The following is an 18439-nucleotide window of genomic DNA, read 5'->3' on the forward strand; positions in this document are numbered from 1 at the left end:
CGTTCCCGTCACTTCCCCGACACTCCCTGTGGGAGAGGCCCTCCCGACAGGCCGGCCCCGGGCGCCACCGGGGCCGGCCCCTGCGGTCAGGCGCGCGCGAGCAGCGACTCCCACGCCTCCGCCGCGGCCGGGTGCCGGATCGTCAGCACGGCCCCCCGGGCTGCGGCGCCGACCGGGGAGGCGGCCTCCGCGGCCCACTCCCCGTCACACCCCAGCAGGCCGGCCAGCGCGTCGCAGGCCGCCGGGTGCGCGGCCAGGAGCGAGGCGCCCATCGGCCCGGCCGGTGCTCCGGTCGGCGCTCCGGGCTGGGCCCACTCCCCGGCGCAGCCCAGCAGCTCCGCGACCGCGTCGCAGGTCGCCGGGTGCGCCGGCAGCAGCGCGGCTCCCCGGGGGCCGGGCTTCTCGGCCCCCGCCCGGCGGAGTACGGGCGCGGCGGCGGGCATCCGCCACGGCGGTACCCACGCGTCCAGGGCCGCCAGCCGGCCCGGGAAGATCCGTCCCGCCTCCCGGATCAGCAGCGGGGCCAGCTCCGCGGCGCCCGAGCGCATCGTGGTGATCAGCAGCGGCAGCCACGGCAGCAGCACGGCGTCCGGCAGCCGCGCGAACGCGTTCGACACCGCCTCCACCACCACGTCCGCCAGCCCCGGCACGGGCTCCAGCGCGTGCACGAAGCCGTTGAGATAGCGCGGATAGGCGGGCACCACCAGCGGGTTGGACAGCAACTCGTCGCACCGCCGGCGCAGTCCGTCCCGCGACAGGGTGCCGAGCTGCACCTGGGCCGCCCACAGCAGCGCCGTCTTCGACGGCTCCTCGGGGTGCGACTGGGCGACCGCCAGCTCCAGCTGCGCCCGGTCGCACCCCAGGGACAGCGCGAGGCCCTCCATGCTGAACAGGAAGCCGAGCATCGCCGCGACCTGCCCCACCGTCGCGTCCTCGTCCCGGAACGCCGTCGGCAGCAACGTGCAGTAGTGGGCGTAGCCGGTCCGGACGAACGACTCGATCCAGGAGGGCAGCTCCGGCTCGCTGGTCCGGTAGTACGCCAGCAGTCCGCGCACCCGGCGCAGCACCTCCGGCGCGCCGTCGACGCTGCGCTCGGTGGCGAGGACCTTCAGCGCGTGGGTGCCCAGCTCGTCGGCGAGACGCCGGCTGCCCAGGTACAGCGTCGCGTCCTCGACCGCCGCGAGCACGGTCGCCGTCGTCGCCCGAGGCCCGTACGCGTCCCGCCGCAGCCGCTGCTCCAGGACCTGCTCGATGCTGACGCCCTCGTAGCCGAGTTCGATGAGGGCCCGCTGGTGGGTGCCGATCGCCAGGTCCCACGACTCCTGGATCGAGCGCTCGCCGAGCCGCCGCTCGCCCATGATCGGCCGGGCCGCACCGTGCGGCATCAGCCTCCGCAGCATCCACAGCACGTCGGAACAGGCCCGCAGCTCCGGCCGGGAGACCATGTCCAGCAGAGCCCGCTGCACACCCCGCTGCTGGAGCTTCAGCCCGAGCGGCGCCAGCCGGTCGTGCACGTCCCGGGCGAGCGGCGGCAGCGCCTCGTAGCCGACCTGGCCGACCCGGTCACCGCCCATCATGATCTCGACCAGGCGCCGCACGTCCCGCCGCCCGGGGACGGTGTCCTTCTCGATGCAGGTGACCGCCGCGTCCTGGAAGTCGTACGGAGTCGGCTTGGCCCGGTCCCGCATCCCGGCGAGCAGGATCGACGTCTCGAAGACGGCGATGGCGTCGGCGGTCGAGGCGAGGTATCCGTTGCGCCGGGCGGCGCGCACGATGTCCACGGACCAGCCGAGCAGTTCCGCCTCGTCCAGGCCGTCGATCACCGGTGGCCTGCGCAGGAAGCCGGACAGCCGGTCCTCGGCGGCCACGGGCTCCGGTGCCGGGGCGGCCGCCTGCTTCCGCGCGGACCCGGACTTCTTCGTCCCGGCCTGGCCCGCCAGGCGGAACGGCTTCACCCGGGTCCGCTTCAGGCTCTTCGCCCACTCGGTCGCGGCGATCGACACCGACCCCGCGGCGAGACCGAACTGCGCCTCGATCGCCGCGTGACTGGACGGGATCAGCCCGTACTGCCAAGCGGTGGCGGAACGCGGCGAGATGGTGAACGTGTCGCTGCCCGCCACCCCGAACTCCGCCACCCGGCTGGCCGCGTGGAAGGCCCCGCACACGTACAGCGCGTCCGACGGATCCGTCCCGGTCGCCGCCATGTGCTCCCGCATCCGCGTCCACATGTACCGCTCGCGGTCCTCGTCCACCCGGACCCGGTCGCCGTCGCCCGGGGCGAGCCGCCGGAAGAGGCTGCCGATGAGGAACATGACCTGGCGGTAGGTGTCGTGGTCGGCGGCGCCGTCGCCGGTGCCCGCGCCGAGCGGCACCTCGACGTACTGGTGCCACCACTCCGACCAGTGCCGCACCTTGCCGTGCCGCAGCAGGTGCTCCTCCAGCTCGGCGAAGCGCGGACGCAGGTCGCCGATCTCGACGCCGACGGCCTCGCCGTGCAGCGCGGCCTCGGGCTCACCGGAGGCCGGAGCCCCTTCCGCCGGGGTCTCGCCGGCCGCCTCCCCGCCCCTGCTGTCCCACTGGAATACGTGGTCCGCCGACCGGTCGACGAGGACCAGCTCCACCCCGGGCGTGTCGAGGGCGTACGCGATGGCCTGGTACTCGGCGGACGCCTCGGTGATCGGCGCGACGACCGACAGCGGCGCCCACTCGGCGGGGAAGCCGTCCACGTCACCGGCGAACGCCTGCACCGCCACCGGCAGCCGGCAGTTGCGCAGCTCGGTGAGGAGCGGAGCCATGTCCTCGCACAGCTCCACGTAGACGACCTTCGGCTGCTTGGCGCGCAGCCGTCGGGCCATGGCGGTCGCCGAGGCGGGGGAGTGGTGACAGACCGGGAAGATCTCCAGCGGCTCGCGCACCGCCCGGTCGACGTCGTCGACCAGGCCGAGGAGGATGCCCTCCAGCGCGTCCGGTCCGCCCGCGAACGTGGCGGCCGCCTCCTGCAACTGCCCGCGCAGCGCGGCGAACGACGTGCTCTCCTGGGGCCCGCTCATGACAGGGTGGCGATCGCGTCGCGGCCGCCCTCCAGGAACTCGGGCCAGGAGCCGCCCTCCTCCTTGCTGCGCGGCTCGACGACACCGTGCAGGTACTTGTTGAGGATGGCCAGGTCCTCCGGCTCGCGGCGGGTGAGCGAGCCGACCAGCGAGGACGCGAGGGCACGGGCGGTCAGGGCGCGCTCACCGAAGAAGTTGCTGTGCAGCACGGCGTCCTCCAGGACACCGATCTGCTCGGCGGTCGACAGGGCGGACTCCAGCTTCTCGTCGTCGCTGCCGGCCGCGGCCGCCGAGGCGCGCAGGTCCGCGAAGCTCTGCAGGAGCACGTCGAGCAGGGTCGGGGGCACGTCCAGCTCGATCGAGTGCCGGCGCAGCAGCTCCTCGGTGCGGAAGCGGACGATCTCCGCCTCGCTCTTCTTGTTAGTCACGACCGGGATGCGGACGAAGTTGAAACGCCGCTTGAGCGCGGAGGACAGGTCGTTGACGCCCCGGTCGCGGCTGTTGGCCGTGGCGATGATCGAGAAGCCGGGCTTGGCGAAGACGATGTTGTCGTCCCCGCTCCCGCTCTCCAGCTCGGGCACGGAGATGTACTTCTCCGAGAGGATGGAGATCAGAGCGTCCTGGACGTCACTGGTCGACCGGGTCAGCTCCTCGAACCGGCCGATGGAGCCGGCCTCCATCGCGGTCATGATCGGCGAGGGGATCATCGACTCCCGCGACTGCCCCTTGGCGATGACCATCGACACGTTCCACGAGTACTTGATGTGGTCCTCGGTGGTGCCGGCCGTGCCCTGCACCACCAGCGTGGAGTTGCGGCTGATCGCCGCCGACAGCAGCTCGGCCAGCCAGCTCTTGCCGGTGCCCGGATCGCCGATGAGCAGCAGACCGCGGTCGGAGGCGAGGGTCACGATGGACCGCTCGACGAAGCTGCGGTCACCGAACCACTTCTGCGAGACCTCCCGGTCGAGGCCGTCGGAGCGCTCGGAACCGAGGATGAACAGGCGGACCATCTTCGGCGACAGACGCCACGAGAACGGCTTGGGGCTGTCGTCGATCGACTCCAGCCAGTCGAGCTCCTCCGCGTACTTGATCTCGGCGGGCGCGCGCAGCAGGTCGGACATGAGGAAGGCCTTTCCATGCGGTGATCACAACGAAACGGAACGAGAGGCCCCTTCGGGCGCTCGGGCGCTCGGTGATCAGGTGAGGAACGTCTTGAGTTCGTGCACGAGCTTCTTGATGTGTCCCGAGATCACCGGGGTGCCGAGGTCCTTGAACCGCTCCCGGAACCAGGGGTCGACGCTGCCCCGCCCGGAGCTGGTCACCGAGCCGACCGGGATGAACCTCGCTCCCGAGCGATGGACGGCGGCCATGCTGTCGAACAGCTCCTGCCGGCGCCACTCGTAGAAGTCGGAGATCCACACCACGACGGTGTTGCGCGGCTCGGCGATCTTCGGCTGGGCGAGGGCCATCGCGACCGTGCCGTCCGTGCCGCCGCCGAGCTTGGTGCGCAGCAGTGTCTCGAAGGGGTCGTGCGCCCAGGGGGTGAGGTCCAGCGCCTGCGTGTCGTAGGCGATCAGATGGACGTCCACCTTCGGCAGCCCCGCGAAGATGGAGGCGAGGATGGTGCAGTTGACCATGGAGTCGACCATGGAACCCGACTGGTCCACCACCACGACGAGCCGCTGGGGTGTCGTCTTGCGGCTGGTGTGCCGGTAGTAGAGACGGTCGACGTAGAGCCGCTCCTCCTCTGGACTCCAGTTGGTGAGGTTCTTCCAGATGGTGCGGTCGATGTCGAGGTTGCGGAAGACCCGCTTGGGCGGCACGGACCGGTCGAGCTCACCGACCGTGGACTTCTCCACCTGGGTGCGGAGCACCTCGGTGACCTCGTCGACGTACCGGCGGATCAGCGCCTTGGCGTTGGCCAGCGCGACGCCGGAGAGGTTGTCCTTGTCGCGCAGCAGCTGCTCGATCAGGGACATGCTGGGTGTCAGCCGGGCGGCCAGCGCGGGATCGGCCAGCACCTCGCGCAGCCGCATGCGCTGCACGAGGCCGGCCTCGATGGAGCCGAGTGCCGGCCCGATCTCCGGGATGAGACGGCTGAGGTCGGGGGTGGGCCCGCCGACGCCCGTACCGGTCGGGCTGACGCCGCCGCCGGGCCGGCCCGCGGTGCCCCGCCCGCCCCGCAGTTCACCGGGCCGGCAGCCGAGGGCACGCTCCAGCCACTCCGCGTCGGACTGCCAGCGCGCCAGCTGTTCGGCGGTGACGTTGCCGGGGCGGGAGGCGAAGACGTTCAGCAGGACCTTCGACGCCAGCGCCGCGCGCCGCACCTCGGCGGCCCGGTCGCGCTCACCGTCCTCCTCCGGCTCCGGCGTCATCAAACCGTCGAACTCCTCGGCGAGTTCGGGATGGCGCTGCACGACGGAGCCGACGGACGCGTCGGGGTCCAGGAGGGCGGGAGGCAGGCCGATGTCCTCGACGACGGCGAGACTCGCCGACTCCAGCGTGGCCTGCTCCTCGGGGTCGAAGAGCCGGGCGAGCAGCCGCCAGTAGAGGACCTGCCGGCGGTTGTCGGACGCGTCGGGATCGGGGGCGGGACCGGGAGCCTGCCCGGGGGAGCGGCCGGTCATTTCCGCAGCAGCTTTCCGGCGCGCTCGCGCAGTACGGTGACGGCGTCCGTGGCTGCCTTCTCGGCCCGGGCCCCCGCCTTGTCGGTCGTCCCCCCGGCCCAGGCGCCGGCGTGCACCGCGACGGCCTTCTTCCGCACCAGCCGCTCGACGGCGAGTGGCTGGAGCAGGAACTCCCCGGCATCCCAGCGCAGCAGCCCGAGGCACGCCACGGACGAGGCCACGACCTCGGGAGTGAGCGGCCCCGCGACCGGCAGGCGGTCGGTGTCGACGCCGAGGTGGCCTCCGGCCGTCCGGAGGACGACCCGGCCGTCCTCCTCCTCCACGCCGTACCCTTCCAGCAGCACCGGCACCGCCAGCCGGGCCGGATGCCGCTCCAGGGGAGCCACGGGGAACGCGGCGGCGGTGGGCAGCGCGACCCGGGCGGTGGTGAAGGCTTCGGCGGGCTCACCCGCACGCGCGCGGGCGTCGTCCCAGACGAGGTCGCCCTCGGCGGTCAGGGGCATCGCGTCGAGGTCCATGGAACGGCCCTCGCTCACGGCGGCCAGCAGCGACATGTGCGGTCGCAGCAGCTGCCACAGACCGGCCCCGACGACCGTGTCGGGCTTCGGTGCGGACACCGAGGCGCGCACCAGCCGGGGTGTACCGCCGTCAGCGGGCTCGAACACCGCGTGCACCTGCGCCTGTACGGCGGTGGCGTGCTCCTGGACGTCGACACCGAGCGGCAGCAGACGCCCGGTCGCCTCGGTCACGACCGGTTCGGGGTCGCCGCCCGGCAGCGTCAGCAGCAGGGCCCGCGACCACAGGTCGGCCCAGCGGCGCACCGGCACCCGCTCCAGCGTCGCCCCGGGACAGGAGGCGGCCAGCTCGGCGGCGAACCCGTCGAGCAGCGTGGCCGGCCGGCGCGACGCGGGGTCCGGCAGCATCGCGGAGACGACGGGCGCGGCCCCGCCGACCAGCTCGTGGTCGATGCCCCGCCAGCCGGCCCGCGCCAGGTCGCACAGCCAGCCGCGCGCGGCCAGGCGCAGATTGGCGGCCTGCTCCGCCCCGGCCGCGGGGGCGGCGGCGGCCTCACCCCGGGGTCGGCCGACGGCCTCCTCCACCCGGTCGACCAGCGCGTCGTGGACGGACCCGAGCAGAGCGGTGCGGGCGGCGGCGAGGGCGACGAAGTGCCCCTCGTCACCGGCCCCGGCGATCGTCTTGTCGGCGGCCTCGGCCACCCGCGAGGCCAGCGGCGACCCGGCGACGGCGTCGGCGAGCGCGGCCAGCCCTTCGGCCTGCCCGGGCTGCGGGCGGAGCAGCCCGCCGACGAGCGCGGCATCGAAGCCGTCCACGGCGGCGAGGGCCTCGTCGAGACCGTCCACCGCGTCGAGAAGGAGATCGGCACGCATCAGGTGGCCACCGTCCTGGTCGTCGGGAACCACTGCATCTCGGGCAGCGGAGCGGTGGTGACCGGAAGTTCGAGGTAGGCGAGGTGCCGCAGGAACCGGCTGAAGACCTGGGCCGCCGCCGAGCCGTCGCCGGGCCCGGGCCGCGTGGACGTCATGGCGTAGGTGAGCACCTGCGCGTCGGCGGGGTCCTCGGCGTCGACCTTCAGGTACCTGGCGACGCGCTCCGCCCCGTACTGGAGCACGGCCTCACCGACGAGCGCGCGTATGTGGTTGCAGAACGAGCCGTGCGCCCCGCCGCAGGGGCGGTTGTTGTTGGTGCTGCACGAGTACGCGTACGACCCGGCCGCGACCGAGGACACGTAGACGCGCCCGATGTCCGAGCCGCTGGAGACCACACCCTGCAACCGGCCGTCGGCCAGCTCGACGAACGGCACCTTGGCCAGCTTCCTCGGCCGCGCGGGCGGCACCACCCGAGCCGTGCTCGACTTCTCCCAGACGGACAACGCACCATCTCCCATGCAAGCGAAGGGGGCGTTCACGCCACCTCGGCGGAACGAGATCGAATCTATCGGCAGGCACTGACAACGCCTCCGTCCATCGTGTCCTCGGCGCTCGCGACCGCCCCTCGACGCGACCTTGACGGCGCCCGTGAACAGGTCGCTACTTGTGCAGTGGACGTCGGGCGACTGCCCAAGCCCGCGCCGACGGAGAGCGGAGCACCGACGACCGGACCCGTGACAGAAGCCCGCACCGCACCGCGACGACCAGCAACCCACCGCAGGGAGCAGCCGTGTTCGCGAACGTGCCCACCGTCCTGACCCCGCTCAGAGCCAGACTCCTTCTGGTCCTGACCGTCCTGCTGGCCACCCTCGCGCCCGCCGCCCCGGCACTGGCCGCGGGCTCAGCGGACGCCACCCGTCCCCGCCCCGGCGCCGAGGTCGTGGCCGTCACCCGGGTCGCGGACCGGCAGGTCGACCTGTCGGTACGGTCGACGGCCCTGGGCGGCCGGACCGTCCAGGTCCGCCTCCTCACCCCCGACGGCTGGGACCCGCACGACCGCCGGCGCCGGCACTGGCCGACCCTGTGGCTCCTCCACGGCTGCTGCGGCGACTACACGTCGTGGACGAGCAGGACGGACGTGGCGGAGACCGAGAGCCTGCGCGACGTCCTCGTCGTCATGCCGGAGGCCGGCTGGAACGGCTGGTACAGCGACTGGTGGAACCACGGCAAGGGCGGCGACCCGGCCTGGGAGACCTTCCACACGGTGGAGCTGCGCCGCCTGCTGGAACGCGACTGGGGCGCCGGCGACGACCGTGTCGTGGCCGGCCTGTCGATGGGAGGCCAGGGGGCCCTGCTCTACGCGGCCCGCCGCCCGGGCATGTTCAGGGCCGCGGCCGCCTACTCCGGCTCGGCGCACCCACTCCTGAACGACGAGTCCGTCGACCGCATCCTGGGCTTCTTCGCCGGCCAGGGCAACGACCCGCTCCGCGTCTGGGGCGACCCGGTCGCGCAACGCCGCGTGTGGGAGGCTCACGACCCCTTCCATCTCGCCCGGCGACTCAGGTCGATCCCGGTGTACCTGTCCTGCGGCGACGGCACGACGGGTCCCCTCGACACACCGGGGAGCACCAGCGCCCTGGAGGCGGACTTCAACAGGCAGAACCATGCGCTGGCGGCACAGCTGGAGCGGGTGGGGGCGAAGAAGGTGACCACCCACTTCTACGGCCCGGGCACCCACACCTGGCCGTACTGGGAGCGCGAGCTGCACGCCTCGCTCCCCATGCTGCTGGACGCCCTCGGGGTGGGGGACCCCCGGGGCAGGTAGCTTCCCGGCATGCCACGACCCGGGGAGCGGTCCTCCCCGGGTCGTGGCATGCCCTCTTCCGCCGGTTCAGCCGTACGGAATCACCAGCACGGACTTGTCCGTGCCCGTCTGGAGCTTGGCGCTGCCGTTGCCGATGGCGCTCCACACCTCGAGGCGCACGCTGCCGCCCCTGAGGTCGGCCGGGGTTCCCGTCGACGCCTTCAGGCCGCGCGCCTGCGTGTACTCCTCCCATCCGTTGACCGGGTCGGTCGCGAAGTAGTGGTACGTCTCCGTCCGGTCGTAGCTGCCGTCACCGGTGAAGTCGTAACTGACGCGCGCCTGCTGGCCGAGGCCGACCGCGGTGCCCGCGTCCACCTGGAGCCGGAAGGCGGTCGACGCGCCCGGGGTGAGCGAGCCGTTGACGCCCCGTACCTCGTAGACGAGGGGCTGGTACGGGCTGCCGTCGTGGTTGGCGCCGCCGCCGGAGGCGATGGTGTCGCTGCCCGCGGTGCCCCCGGTCGCCGTGGTCAGGGCGCCGCCGCTGCGCAGCTGGAAGGTGTTGCCGGTCGGCGGCTCCGGATCGGGGTCCGGGTCCGTCGAGCCCGACCCGGAGCCGGTCGCCGTGGAACGGGCCGGTACGGCCAGGGTCTTGCCGTCGGAGAAGGTCACCGTGCGGGCCGTCGACCCGTGGTTGTGGGCCGCGTAGGTCCGGGTCGTCCCCTTGGTGAAGACGGCGGAGGTGGGGATGTCCCCGGTGACGGTGGCATCCGGCGCGCCGAGGGCGTCGAGGGTGTTGAGCCAGTGGTAGGTGTGCGCCTTGGACTCCCCCTGTTCCGGGGTGTAGCCCGCGTGCCCCGCATCCCACTTGGCCTTGGCCGCAGCGGGGTCGGCGAACGACTGGAACTCCCAGAGGATGTCGCGCCATTCGACGGCCGGGCCGCCGTTCTCCCGCTCCATCTCGGCGATGTTGCGCCGGATCGCGGCCTTCTCGCCGCCGAGGTGCAGCGAGCCGCCCGTCACGGGAAGGACGTTGATGCCGTGGATCTCCTCGGGGTTGGCGGTCCACCAGGTGGAGTAGGCGGCGCCGCTGCCCCACACCATGCCGGCCGTGTCATGGCCGAACGAGGACGGGAAGACCTGCTCGTCGGCGTCGAACCAGTACTGGGCGATCGACTCCGACTCGGTGGTCAGCAGGAAGGTGCCGAGGTCGCGCAGCGAGGTGTCGCCGGTGGCCGAGCCCCACAGGATCAGGGCCGCGCTGAGGTTGGTGGACTCGGAGGACGACTCCTGGTTGTTGCCGGCCGCGAAGCCCTGGTGACCGGAGGCCCAGCTGTGGCCCGCGTACACGTCGAAGCCGCGCAGGAAGGGGAAGGCGGTGTCGGTGCGGCTGGGGTTGGCGGTGTCCCGCACGAGGGTCTTGACCATGCCGCCCCACGCGGAGTCGGCGGCCCACGCCTGGTCGTACTGGGCGATGATCGCCGCCGCGTACACGTAGTAGCCGTAGTGGAAGTGGTGGTCGTTGAGTTCGGTGTCGCTGCCGTAGGAGGCGGGGTAGCCGGTGAGGGTCTTCCAGTCCTTGTCGTAGCTGAACTCGTTCGCGCCCCCCGCCGTGAACCAGTCCTGGAGCCTGCCCTTCAGCAGGCCGAGCATCCGGTCGCGGACGGCGGTCTCGCCGATCTGGTCGGCCACCGGCACGAGTTGGGCGAGGCGGCCGAGTGCCTTGCCGGTCCAGTAGGTGTCGGCGGCCCCGGAGAAGGGGTCGGAGGCGTTCACGACCTCGTTGAGGTATCCGCGCAGCCGGGCGGTGTCCACGCCGTTCGACTTCGGCAGCGCGGGCAGCACCGCCGAGGCCTTCTGGCTGGTGGTGAAGGAGGCCGACTCGCGGACCTTCATGGTGCCGCGCGGCGAGACGTAGGTGTAGGAGGTGAGGGGGTCCGTGGTGTGCAGCCACTGGTGGCGGTAGAGCGCCTGGAGCGTGCCGCGCTCGGTGCCCTCCTTCGCCTCGGTGGTCAGCGTGTAGGTGGCCTTGGAGGCACCCCCGGAATAGCTCCAGGACACCTTGGAGCCGGTGACGAAGCTGAAGGCGTACTTCTTGAACGTCGCCAGCGCACCGGTGGAGGGCAGCACCGCGACGGAGAAGTAGTCCTTGGAACCGAGCCCCGCCGTGACGGTCGACCCGGAGACGTTCCAGTCGCTGCCGGTCGGTGCGAAGAGGGCGTAGTGGTGCCCGGCGACGGTGATGCCGAGGACGTTGCCCTGGTCGGCGAAGACTGCGGGCGCGCCGGCGGTGGTGATCTGGGCGTTGCCGCCGGAGCCCTTGGCGTACACGAACGGGGAGCCGTGCCCAATGGTGGTGCGCAGGGTGCGGGCACCGTCGGACCAGTAGGGCGTGACCGTCCAGTCGGACCAGTCGTCGGCCTTGGTGTCGGGGGAGTTGAGGCCGGTCAGTCCGATGGTGAGGTCGCGCTTGTGGGCGTACTCGTACTGGCGGCCGTCGCCGACGATCGCGGGGGACGTCGGGTAGCCGACGTCGAGCCCGCCGGCCGTGGCCTGGTAGGTGAGGGGGTGCCCGTACATGGGGGTCGAGTACGGGTTGTCGCCGTACCGCTGGTACGCGAGCGAGGACCACCAGTCGTTGGTGGGCACGGGCCGGTTCCGGGCGGCCGCGGTCACCTTGGGCGTGACCGGTGCTCCCGTGTTGGTGGTGGGACCCGACGTGCCGGCCGGCCGGGTGTCGGAGTAGCTGCCGGAGCCTACGGGGACGGTGGCGGCGGCCGCCGGAGCGGCGGCCGGGCCCAGGCCGACGAAGGCGAGGGCTGAGGCCAGCAGCAGAACGGATGCCGGTCTGAAGCGTGGGGCTGGCATGTGTCACCTCAAGTCGTGACAGGGGGAGTTTCTGAGAGCGCTCTCAGATGGGCGGAACGTAAAGCCGATGTAATGCACTGTCAATAGGTTGAACACGGACGGCACTTGCCACGGCCGTCTCCCATCAGATGTTCGCGTCGCATTCCGGGGTGAGGAGGCCGGATGCCGGCGATGCGGGGACACGGCCGCCGAGCCGTTCGCGGCACGGACGGCGACCACGACGCCGACACCCCTCCGGCCGCCCGATACGTCCCGCGCCCTCGACGCCATGCGCACCGGCGTCCCCGCGGGGGGCGTCTGATCAGCGGCTCCGGTTAATGCGTACGATGTGCAAGTGCGCACCAGTGACTACACCCTCAGGACAGCGACCCCGGACGACCTGGGTGCCGCCCGGGCCGTCATGCTCGACACCGTCTACCGGGACTTCGGCACCGGGTACGTGCCCCGTTGGCACGGGGACATCATCGACCTGGCCGGGGCCTATCTGGCGCCCGGGCGGCACACCCTGCTCGTCGCCGTGGACGCGGGCGGCGAGGTCGTCGCGACCGGTGCTCTCGACTCCCGGGGGCCCGCGCACCCCCCGAACCCCCGGCACCTCGCCGAGCGCTACCCGTCCGGCGTGACCGCGCAGCTGCGCCGCGTGTACGTGCGGCCCGAGCACCGGCGGCGCGGGCTGGCGCGCCGGCTCGTCGACGAGCTGCTCGCCTTCGCCGCCGCGGACGGCGGGTACCGGGCCGTGTACCTGCACACCGACCCGGCGGTCCCCGGTGCCGAGCCCTTCTGGCGGTCGCTCGCCAAGGTCGTGCACGACGAGCGGGAGGACGCCGGCGGCGGGCAGGGAATCGTGCACTTCGACGTGCCGATGGCATGAAGTCGAGGGAGAGGCGCGCACCGTCATGGAAATGATTGTCATGTAGGCTCCGTTCGTTGCTGTCACCCCGCCTGACCCGCTCGACGTCGATTGATCCGAGGACCATGCGTTCCCACCGCCGCTCCCGGCTGCTCGCCCCGTTCCTGCTCGTGCCGCTCATATCGAGCTGCTTCGCCTCGGGCGGCGGTGACGACTCCGGCTCCGGCGACGAGGGCGACGGTTCCCGCCTGCGCGTGGCCCTCGCCTTCCCGCCCGCCGAGAACCTCTCCCCGTACGGCGCCGACGCCACCCTCCTCAGCCGGCTCGCCGTCACCGAGGGCCTCACCGCGCTGGACGCCAACGGCTCCGCCGCCCCCGCCCTCGCCGAGTCCTGGCGCAGGGACGGGGAGAAGACCTGGGAGTTCACGCTCCGCGACGCCACCTTCCAGGACGGCAGCGAGGTCACCCCGGCCGCCGTCGCCGACTCCCTCACCCACGCCACCGACGCCGAGCCCGCGCCCGCCGCCCTCACCGGCGTCACCCTCAGCGCCGAGGCCCGCGGCGAGCGGGTGGTCCGGATCACCACCGCCCAACCCGACCCCGTACTGCCGTTGCGGCTCTCCAGCCCCAGCCTCGCCGTCCTCTCCGCGAAGGCCTACGGGAAGAGCGGGCACGTCGACCCCGTCGGCACCGCCACCGGCCCCTTCGAGCTGACCAAGGTCAACGGCGCCGGCTCCGCGGCCCTCGACCGCTTCGACGACTACTGGGGCGGCCGCGCCCAGGCCTCCGGCATCGACGCCCGCTTCATCGCCGACGGCACCGCCCGCGCCAACGCCCTGCGCACCGGTGAGCTGGACATCGCCGAGGCCGTGCCGGTGGCCCAGGCGGCGACCCTCGACGAGAAGACGCGGCGCGACACCGCCACCACCCGGACCACCAGCCTGCTCCTCAACGCGGCGTCCGGACCCTTCGCGGACGCGAAGCTGCGGGCCGCCGCACGTGGCGCCGTGGACACCTCCGTGTTCGCCGAGGACGTGTACGAGGGCTACGCCGACCCCGGTGCCGGGATCTACGGACCCGCCGTGACCTGGGCCGAGGGGAAGCGGACGCAGCCCGTGGGCCGCGCGGCGGCCGGGAAGGCCGACGGAAGGACCGTCACCCTCGCCACCTACGACAACCGGCCCGAGCTGCCCGAGGTCGCCCAGGTGGTCAAGCAGCAGCTGGAGAAGGCCGGCTTCAAGGTGAAGCTCACCGTGCGCGAGTACTCGCGGCTGGAGGGCGACGCGCTGGACGGGAAGTTCGACGCCTTCGTACTCGCCCGCAACACCCTCCTCGACACCGGTGACCCCGTAGCCGTCCTCTCCGGCGACTACACCTGCGACGGCGGCTTCAACATCGCCCAGCTCTGCGACAAGGACGTCGACTCGGCGGTCGCCGGGGCCGAGAAGATCGCCGACACCGCGAAGCGGCAGGACGCCGCGATGGCCGCGGAGGCCCGCATCCTCGGCAGCGACGCCGTCGTGCCGCTCGTGCACCAGCGGATCATCACCGGCGTCGCCGACTCCGTGCAGGGCGTGATCCTCGACCCGTACGAGCGCACCCTCGTCGGTACCGGCACCCGGCGCTGAGCCGTGCGGCAGCGGGTGGCCACCGCGGTGTGGCGGGTCGTGCCGGCGGCGGTCCTGGTGTGCGGCATCGGGCTGCTGCCGTGGCTCACGCACACCGATCCCGCCCACACCGTGCTCAAGGCGCGGTCCGCCGAGCGTGACCCCTCGCCCGAGGTGCTCGCCGACATCCGCGCGCAGCTCGGGCTCGAGGGCGGGCCGTTCCACGTCCTCGGACGGTGGCTCGGCGGGCTGGTGCGGGGGGACGCCGGACAGTCGTGGATCTCGGGCGCCGACGTGCTGCCCGGAGTGGCCCAGGCACTCGGCGCGTCCCTGCTGCTCATGGCCGTCGCCCTCGCCGTCGCGGCCCTCACCGCCGGACTGGTCTGCGCCCGCACGCTCCGGCTGGGCGCCCGCCGCCGGCTCGGCGGGCGGCGGCGCGGCGGCACCGGCTCGGCCGTCGTCGCCTCGCTGCCCGAGTTCCTCGTCGCCTCCGTACTCGCCACCGTCGTCGGGGTGCAGCTGGGGTGGCTGCCCGCGCTGGGCTGGTACGGCCCCCAGTGGACCCTGCTGCCCGCACTCGCCCTCGGACTGCCCGCCGGGGCCGTGATCGGGCGGCTGCTCGACGACCTGCTGCCCGGCGCCTTCGGTGAGCCCTGGGCGCTGGCCGCCGCCGCCCGGGGACTGACCGGGCGGCGTATCGCCCGGCAGGCGCTGCGTCGCTGTGTGCCCGCGCTGCTGCCCAACCTCGGGCTGTTCGCCGTGGGGCTGACCGGTGGTGCCGTCGCCGTCGAGCAGGTCTTCGACATCCCCGGTCTCGGCCGGACCACCCTCCAGGCCGCGCTCGCCCAGGACCTGCCCGTCCTCCAGGCCGGCACCCTCGCCCTGGTCCTCCTCGCGGCCCTCGCGACCGGCGCCACCCGCGTCACGGCCCGCCTGCTGACCGGGCCCGCGCCGAGCGACGGCGCGCTTTCCTCCCTGCACCGGCCCGTCCCGCCCGCCGGCCGTGTGCTGCCGCTCGTCCAGGGTGCCGTGCTGCTCGCCGTCGTCGGAATCGGCCTCACCCGTGATCCGCTCGCCCTCGACACCGGGCAGCGGTTGCGGGCGCCCTCCCTCGCCCATCCGTTCGGCACCGACTCCCTCGGCCGCGACCTGCTCGCCCGCGTGGGCCACGGGGCGCTCGACACCCTGCTCCTCGCCTCCGCCGTCACGGCCGCCGCCCTCGTCGCGGGCGTGCTCCTCGGGCTCGTGCCCCGCGTGTCCGGGGCGCTCGTCGACACCGTCAACGCCGTGCCGCCCGTCCTCGTCGCCCTCCTCGTCACCGCCGTCGCGGGCAGCGGAGGGGCCACGCCCGCGCTCGCGGTGGGCGCCGTCGCCTGGGCGCCGCTCGCCGCGCACACCTCCGCGCTGCTGGGACAGGAACGCGCCACCCTGCACATCACCGCCACCCGGGGCCTCGGCGCCGGGCGCTGGTACCTGCTGCGCCGCGAACTGCTGCCCGCCGTGCTGCCCCCCGTGCTCCGCCACGCCCTCCTGCGGCTGCCCGGTGTCGCCCTCGCCCTCGCCTCGCTGGGCTTCCTCGGGCTGGGCGCCCAGCCGCCCTCCCCGGAATGGGGCCTGCTCCTCGCCGAGAACCAGCCCTACGCCGAACGCGCACCCTGGGCCGTCCTCGCCCCCGCCGCCGTCCTCGCCCTGCTCGGCGCCCTGGCCGTCAGCGCCGCGGGCGGGCTCCGCGGGCCGCGGCGGCGACCCGTACGCGCCACCCCGACCGTCACCGAACAGGCCACCGCGCCCCAGAAGAAGCCGGTCGACGCACCATGACCTCGCTGTTCACGCCCCGGACCGCACGGGCCGCACGCACCGCACGGAGCACCCGGCGCCCGGCCCCGCTCCCGCCGCTGCTCCGGCTGCTGATCCTCACCCAACTGGCCTTCAACATCGGCTTCTTCGCCGTCCTTCCCTTCCTCTCCGAGCACCTGGGACAGGGCATCGGCATGGCGGGCTGGCTGGTCGGGTTCGTGCTGGGACTGCGCACCTTCAGCCAGCAGGGGCTCTTCGTGGTCGGCGGCGCGCTGGCCGACCGCTACGGCATCCGGCCGGTCGTCCTCGCCGGGTGTGTGCTGCGGATCGCCGGGTTCGGCTGGCTCGGGTTCGCCGAGCGGACCTGGGCCGTGGTCGGGGCCGTCCTGCTGATCGGGTTCGCCGCCGCCCTCTTCTCCCCGGCCGTCGAGTCCGAGGTGGCCCGGCAGGCCGTCGCCTGGGAGGAGCGCGGCGGTGAGGACCGGACGCGGGTGCTCGCCCTGTTCACCGTCGCCGGGCAGGCCGGGGCCTTCGTCGGGCCGCTGCTCGGGGCCCTGCTGCTCGCCGTCGGCTTCCGCACCGCGTGCCTGGCAGGCGCCGGTGTCTTCGTGCTCGTCCTCGCCGGGCACGCGTGGCTGCTGCCGCAGCGCATCCCCGGGCGGACCCGGGCCCCGGTCAGGGGCGGCGCGCGACTGCTGCTGCGCAACCGGCGTTTCCTCGCGCTGTGCTGCGCCTACGGCGCCTACCTCCTCGCCTACAACCAGCTCTACCTCGCCCTGCCCGCCGAGGTGGAGCGCGCCGCGGGTTCCCAGGCGCCGCTGGCCTGGCTGTTCGCGCTGTCCTCGCTGCTGGTGGTGACCGCGCAGTTGCCGGTGACGCGGTGGGCGGGAAAGCGGCTCGCGCCGCGCCGGTCGATGGTGGCGGGACTGGTGCTGATCGCGGCCGGCTTCGCCGTCGTCGCGGGCGCGCGGCCCGCGGGGTGGACGGGAACGGGCGGGCTGCTGCCCGCGGCCGGGTTCGTCGTCCTGCTCACCCTCGGGCAGATGCTGGTCGCGCCCGTCGCCCGTGCCTGGGTGCCGGACCTCGCCGAGGAGGGACGGCTCGGGCTGTACACGGGGGCGCTGTCCTCCGTCTCCGGGATCGTCGTGCTGGCCGGCAGCTCCGCGACCGGGCTGCTGCTGGACACCGGGCTGCCGGCCGCCGTGCCGTGGCTGGTGCTGGCCGCCGTACCGCTGGCGGCGGCGGGGTTGCTGCCCCGGCGGTCCTCCGGCTCCTCCGCCGCCACGGCACAGCCGTAATCCCCTTGCCCGCAGGGCGGCGGCCCGGTTACCTTCTCCCGGCCGTGCCGGTGTCCCGGACGGCACCGTCCCCGAGGAGGTGTGGAGCACATGCGCAGGATTGCCCGGCGATCGAGCCCGCGTACGGACCCGATGCACCTCCTCACGACGGAGACACCTTGTCGCTTCGCATCACCCCGCTGACCGACCCCACCGACGGGCCGCACCACCGGCGCCTCGCCTGGCTGGCGTCCGACGCCGACGCCCACCCCGTCGGTTCGGCCTTCCTGCGCCTGCCCACCGGCGCCGGACAGACCCACCTCGCCGAACTCTCCCTGCACGTCCACCCCGTGGAGCGGCGCGGGGGAGTGGGCACGCGGCTGCTCGACACCGCCGTGGCCGCCGCCCGCGACGACGGCAGGAGTGGCGTCGTCGCGGCGACCGAGGCCGGGACGCCCGGCGACCGCTTCCTGTCGGCGCGCGGCTTCCGCACCGTACTCACCCTGCGGTACGCCCGCCTGCCGCTGGCCGGCGTGGACGCCACCGCCCTCGGCCGGCTCGTCGAGCGCCCGCACCCGGGGTACCGGCTGGTCTCCTGGGAGGGAGCCGTCCCCGACGACCTGGCCGGGACGTTCGCCGCCTCCCGGCGCGCCATGGACGACATGCCCATGGAGGATGCCGACCACGTCGCCGGGGCGTGGGACGTGGACCGGGTCCGGGCGGTGGCGAAGGCCGTCGACGACCGGGGCGACCTGCTGCACACCGTCGTCGCCGTCGACACCCGCGACGGCTCGGTCGCCGGGTTCACGGAACTCGTCGTCCCCGGCGACCGCACGGGCGACGGACAGCACTACGGCACCGCCGTGCTCCCCGAGCACCGCGGGCACGGCCTGGCCCGGTGGATGAAGGCCGAGTCGATCCGACGGGCCCGCGCCGACCACCCGGGGCTGGGCGGCCTCCTGACCGACACCGCTGAGAGCAACACGTACATGAGGCGCGTCAACGACGACCTCGGCTACGTGCCCACGCACACGGAACTCCGGTACCGGCTGGACCTGTAGCGGGGACGGCGCGGGGGGGGGGGGGGGGGGGGGGGGGAGAAGGGAGATCCCAGGTATCCACCACCTCGTCCGCACAACACACAAAAACAACCAGAGCGGCAAAAACCTCCCGC

The 18439-nt window shown here is 73.5% G+C and carries 12 protein-coding genes; 6 read left to right on the forward strand and 6 right to left on the reverse strand.

Going from position 1 to position 18439, the window contains the following annotated elements:
- Positions 1–86 precede the first annotated feature (86 nt).
- The 5 genes from AC07FV_RS11485 to AC07FV_RS11505 all read right to left on the reverse strand — a co-directional run bounded on the left by AC07FV_RS11485 (position 87) and on the right by AC07FV_RS11505 (position 7583).
- The gene (locus AC07FV_RS11485) at positions 87–3050 is read right to left on the reverse strand and encodes a DUF5682 family protein (RefSeq protein WP_479086457.1); all 2964 of its coding nucleotides are present in this window, start codon (positions 3048–3050) and stop codon (positions 87–89) included.
- Positions 3047–4171 carry an ATP-binding protein gene (locus tag AC07FV_RS11490; RefSeq protein WP_479086459.1) on the reverse strand — a complete coding sequence of 375 codons (1125 nt, stop codon included), beginning with the start codon at positions 4169–4171 and terminating at the stop codon, positions 3047–3049. Before AC07FV_RS11490 ends, AC07FV_RS11485 begins: the two co-directional genes overlap by 4 nt.
- Before the next feature lie 75 nt (positions 4172–4246).
- On the reverse strand, positions 4247–5677 hold the full coding sequence (locus tag AC07FV_RS11495; protein ID WP_479086461.1) for a vWA domain-containing protein: 1431 nt from the start codon (positions 5675–5677) through the stop codon (positions 4247–4249).
- A complete protein-coding gene (locus AC07FV_RS11500; protein WP_479086463.1) occupies positions 5674–7065 on the reverse strand; it encodes a hypothetical protein in 1392 nt (463 codons plus the stop codon). Before AC07FV_RS11500 ends, AC07FV_RS11495 begins: the two co-directional genes overlap by 4 nt.
- Positions 7065–7583, reverse strand: a complete 519-nt coding sequence (locus tag AC07FV_RS11505) for a hypothetical protein (protein WP_479086465.1) — start codon at positions 7581–7583, stop codon at positions 7065–7067. Before AC07FV_RS11505 ends, AC07FV_RS11500 begins: the two co-directional genes overlap by 1 nt.
- 272 nt (positions 7584–7855) lie before the next feature.
- Between AC07FV_RS11505 and AC07FV_RS11510 the strand changes: the two genes are divergently transcribed.
- The gene (locus AC07FV_RS11510) at positions 7856–8890 is read left to right on the forward strand and encodes an alpha/beta hydrolase (RefSeq protein ID WP_479086467.1); all 1035 of its coding nucleotides are present in this window, start codon (positions 7856–7858) and stop codon (positions 8888–8890) included.
- A gap of 66 nt (positions 8891–8956) precedes the next feature.
- On the opposite strand, the gene AC07FV_RS11515 is transcribed toward AC07FV_RS11510, so the two are convergent.
- On the reverse strand, positions 8957–11734 hold the full coding sequence (locus tag AC07FV_RS11515; protein ID WP_479086469.1) for a glycosyl hydrolase: 2778 nt from the start codon (positions 11732–11734) through the stop codon (positions 8957–8959).
- A 334-nt stretch (positions 11735–12068) separates the two neighbouring features.
- Between AC07FV_RS11515 and AC07FV_RS11520 the strand changes: the two genes are divergently transcribed.
- The 5 genes from AC07FV_RS11520 to AC07FV_RS11540 all read left to right on the forward strand — a co-directional run bounded on the left by AC07FV_RS11520 (position 12069) and on the right by AC07FV_RS11540 (position 18326).
- Positions 12069–12605, forward strand: a complete 537-nt coding sequence (locus AC07FV_RS11520) for a GNAT family N-acetyltransferase (protein ID WP_479086471.1) — start codon at positions 12069–12071, stop codon at positions 12603–12605.
- 104 nt (positions 12606–12709) lie between these two features.
- Entirely contained in the window at positions 12710–14212 is a 1503-nt protein-coding gene (locus tag AC07FV_RS11525; RefSeq protein ID WP_479086473.1) for an ABC transporter substrate-binding protein, read from the forward strand.
- Positions 14213–14215: 3 nt separating this feature from the next.
- Positions 14216–16009: an ABC transporter permease subunit gene (locus AC07FV_RS11530; protein WP_479086475.1), complete on the forward strand. Its 1794-nt coding sequence runs from the start codon at positions 14216–14218 to the stop codon at positions 16007–16009.
- A complete protein-coding gene (locus AC07FV_RS11535) occupies positions 16006–17286 on the forward strand; it encodes an MFS transporter (protein WP_479086477.1) in 1281 nt (426 codons plus the stop codon). The genes AC07FV_RS11530 and AC07FV_RS11535 overlap by 4 nt, the downstream gene beginning before the upstream one ends.
- A 158-nt stretch (positions 17287–17444) precedes the next feature.
- Entirely contained in the window at positions 17445–18326 is an 882-nt protein-coding gene (locus tag AC07FV_RS11540) for a GNAT family N-acetyltransferase (protein WP_479086479.1), read from the forward strand.
- Positions 18327–18439: the final 113 nt, after the last annotated feature.

The organism is Streptomyces sp. NPDC045956 (assembly GCF_056430705.1).

Bases quoted from the DNA above. Each gene is read 5' to 3' on its own strand.
- AC07FV_RS11485 (WP_479086457.1), bottom strand. From the start codon at position 3,050: ATGAGCGGGCCCCAGGAGAGCACGTCGTTCGCCGCGCTGCGCGGGCAG.
- AC07FV_RS11490 (WP_479086459.1), bottom strand. From the start codon at position 4,171: ATGTCCGACCTGCTGCGCGCGCCCGCCGAGATCAAGTACGCGGAGGAG.
- AC07FV_RS11495 (WP_479086461.1), bottom strand. From the start codon at position 5,677: ATGACCGGCCGCTCCCCCGGGCAGGCTCCCGGTCCCGCCCCCGATCCC.
- AC07FV_RS11500 (WP_479086463.1), bottom strand. From the start codon at position 7,065: ATGCGTGCCGATCTCCTTCTCGACGCGGTGGACGGTCTCGACGAGGCC.
- AC07FV_RS11505 (WP_479086465.1), bottom strand. From the start codon at position 7,583: ATGGGAGATGGTGCGTTGTCCGTCTGGGAGAAGTCGAGCACGGCTCGG.
- AC07FV_RS11515 (WP_479086469.1), bottom strand. From the start codon at position 11,734: ATGCCAGCCCCACGCTTCAGACCGGCATCCGTTCTGCTGCTGGCCTCA.
- AC07FV_RS11525 (WP_479086473.1), top strand. From the start codon at position 12,710: ATGCGTTCCCACCGCCGCTCCCGGCTGCTCGCCCCGTTCCTGCTCGTG.
- AC07FV_RS11535 (WP_479086477.1), top strand. From the start codon at position 16,006: ATGACCTCGCTGTTCACGCCCCGGACCGCACGGGCCGCACGCACCGCA.